This is a genomic window from Cryobacterium sp. Y29, assembly GCF_002929825.1.
Classification (GTDB): Bacteria; Actinomycetota; Actinomycetes; order Actinomycetales; family Microbacteriaceae; genus Cryobacterium.
Map to the genome: position 1 here is coordinate 1 of NZ_PJJN01000008.1, position 2,975 is coordinate 2,975.

General features: G+C 58.2%; 2 protein-coding genes. One reads left to right on the plus strand and one right to left on the minus strand.

Annotated features, from left to right (window positions below):
• Positions 1-911: 911 nt before the first annotated feature.
• On the minus strand, positions 912-1,565 hold the full coding sequence (locus CXY74_RS00055; RefSeq protein ID WP_158252247.1) for a DUF4232 domain-containing protein: 654 nt from the start codon (positions 1,563-1,565) through the stop codon (positions 912-914).
• Positions 1,566-2,060: 495 nt separating this feature from the next.
• On the opposite strand from CXY74_RS00055, the gene CXY74_RS00060 reads away from it, so the two are divergent.
• Positions 2,061-2,609 (plus strand): hypothetical protein, encoded by a 549-nt coding sequence (locus tag CXY74_RS00060; protein WP_146069971.1) that lies wholly within the window; start codon positions 2,061-2,063, stop codon positions 2,607-2,609.
• Positions 2,610-2,975 lie beyond the last annotated feature (366 nt).

The window sequence follows — 2,975 nt, forward strand, 5'->3', positions numbered from 1 at the left end:
CAGATGACCGCCGATACTGCTTTCCGGAGAACGCGGCTCCGTCTCAGCGTCGGTCACGATGCGGGCCCGAACGATCGAATAGTAACTATAGACAAGGGACTCCCTAGACGTGGTGAGTGAATCCACTGACAAGGTCCAGGGCAGCGCTTAAAATCTATGCGATCTCAATGGGAGATGTCAAGACAATTGATAGACAAGAAATCGGTCACATAGCTGTCGAGATAACGTCAATGACCACTGCGACTAAGAAGCCACGGTTTCAGCATCCGCGGAACAGGATTAATTCACGTCGCTTTGGCTTGCGCGCTGATTGTTTGCACCACNCGTTTGCACCACGCAGACCGTCTGACAAACTATGTAACAAATTCTGAATTCCTGGGCGATACGGTCGTAATGTTATGCAATCGTTGCATTGACCGCTTGAAACTGTCGGCACCAACGGACTACTTTTCAACGAGCGTCGACAGTGCCTGGCACCAGTGAATGCGGCCACCATGCGCGCCACTTGGCTTGGAGGATGTGAGTGATCGCGGGCGGCGCTTTGACGGGCGATTCAGTATCGAAGAAGGGTGAATCTGCCGGCCAGAGTTGATCACCCATACCTGTCTGAGCGGCCAGGAGATCCTTGGGGTGTTCCCTTCTGACGACCCATAGATCACCGACGAGGAAAAGGCCAGGCTCCGGGCTGTCTCCGCTTTCGGCGCACGCGGAAGGAGTCGAGACATGGGCGTGAGACGTCTTATATTCCTAGGGTTTGATGTACCCAGTGCTCTCCACTGGCCTAGCCCGCCGAGGTAAAGTCTTGTCTCGTTGGTTCCGCTCTGACAAGCAGGTGACCGATACTTGGAATAAACCCGGTTGTCTACTCCTTCGCGGCATAGGCATAATCAGCCGCTGCTCATGCTTTTAGCTCAGAAGAGACTGGTCGCGCTGATCCACGACACCGTGTAGGTAGCGGGTGTGTTGCACACGGTGACGGGACTTTCCAGCGTTATGGTCCGCGACGAATCCCAGTTGGGTGGACTCACGTAGGCCACATCGGCGACGGCGGTGTCACAGTCGTACGCTCCGGCATTGCTGAAATGGATGGTGCTGTAAGCAGACGCCCCAGGAGCGAGTTGCACCACCTCCGGCATGCCGCTGTCTGCCGCGCGCTTCCCTGCGATCGCTCCCGTAGCGCTGTCCGCGAGGTTGAAGATGGAAGGCGGTCCCTCGACCCAACAGGCGTCGCCGCTGGTGTTAGTTAACGTGATCTCGGAGAAGAATGAACCGGCTCCGCTGGCCATCGGCTGTGCGGCGATGGAAATACCCAGGTTGTCTCCGTCACACTCAGCGGCTCCGGCGGGCATCGGCGTCACGTCCGGATCGATTGCGGGGACCGATGCTCCGCCGGTGGTCTCGGACGCCCCCGGATCAGGTGCTACGGGCGAAGCGGAAGCCGAAGGATAACCGGCACTAGTGGGCGACGGCGTTGAAGACGCTGCCTCACCGCTCACCTGGCCAGCGCAGCCAGTCAAGAAGAAAATGACGGCTATTCCGGAGCAGAGTGCAGAAATTTTCTTCATAATTTTCCTCGGATGGTCATGGTGGTAGTTGATGCATGCACCTGCGGTGTAGGACTGCTGGAGCGGCAGCCTCGGCGATGGGTCTAAAGGTACGAGTCCGTTTGTGCAGAGCATGGCAGCGACTTCGATGGCAGCCTCCGTCAGATCCAAGCCTCCCATGAGGATTAGCTTGCGCTAAATCGCAACTCCGCAACCGGGGTACGCGCCCAACATAAACGTCGACATCATCCGTGGCCGCGCTACGAGCGAATCCCTGCACCGCCGCCGCCCTACGGGCCTGGCCACAGTGAATCGCCATTGCGACCCGTTCCGTCCAGGCCGCTTGCCTGCAGCGCTCGGCTCTGACCGCCTATCAGCAGATAGTGCAGGACGACGACGCGAACAAGCCGGGTTTCGTCGAACGCGGAACCTTGGTCGTACTACAGGACCTGCATAGCGGCGCCCCACGCGCGCGGTATTCATCCTGCAATGCAGAGGGGCGATACGCTCAACATCATGAGACCGCCCGTCCAGGCTTATGCCATCGCTGTCCTTGTCTTGATTCTGGGCACAGGTCTCTCTGGATGCGTGACTCCATCTCAACCCGAGACGAGTACAGAAACCCCATTGGCAAGCTGCAACGAAATCATGCCGGGGAGGGTGGCTCAGAACGTTTTTGGGAAGTCCGCCGAGGTTGTGCAACTTCACGAAAGTGAGGCTGATGCTGTCGACCCTCTGGTCGACAGCATGGTCAACGATGGCATAGCCTGCGGCGGCATTATCGACGATGTCGCGTTCCTCGATGGCGCCGTGCTCATTGGCCAGCTTGCCATGGATGAAGATCAATGGGCGGTGACTCAGTCTGAGTTTGCTGCCGACGGTCACGAGGCGGTCGATGAAATCGTAGAAGGCTGGGTGTACGTGTCTAAGCCCGGTGGTGATCCGACAATTGGCAGTGGTTTTGCTTGGCGAGACGGGGTGCTCTACTACGTGCTGAATCCTTTTGTACTCGGGCTGCTGCCACCCTTCGCTTCGGAATTCACCGAGGGTGCCCCACTGGCATGAACTCCTGAGCGAGGACGGACAGCGGTCCCTGCGAAAGTCATGGTTCAACGCAAGACACGGCAGTGGGACAGCGCAAGGTTCGCTGATACGACGGTGAGATCGGCGCGGCGGATACCCCTGCTGACGCAAGCTGTCGCTAACCCTAGGTGTTTCAAAACCCATGGGATACGAGAGGCTGACTACCCGCTCTGAGCCAACGCACGTAACCAGGTCGATGCGCCGAATAGCGATCACACAGAACGCCGCCACGTAGCACCAAAAAGTCACTGGCCTTGACCCCGTTGTGTGGACACGGGTTAAGCGGCGAGTTGGATCTTTGCGGCCTGTGACGAGTATTGCAGCTCGAAGTCCACAGGCGTGACGTGC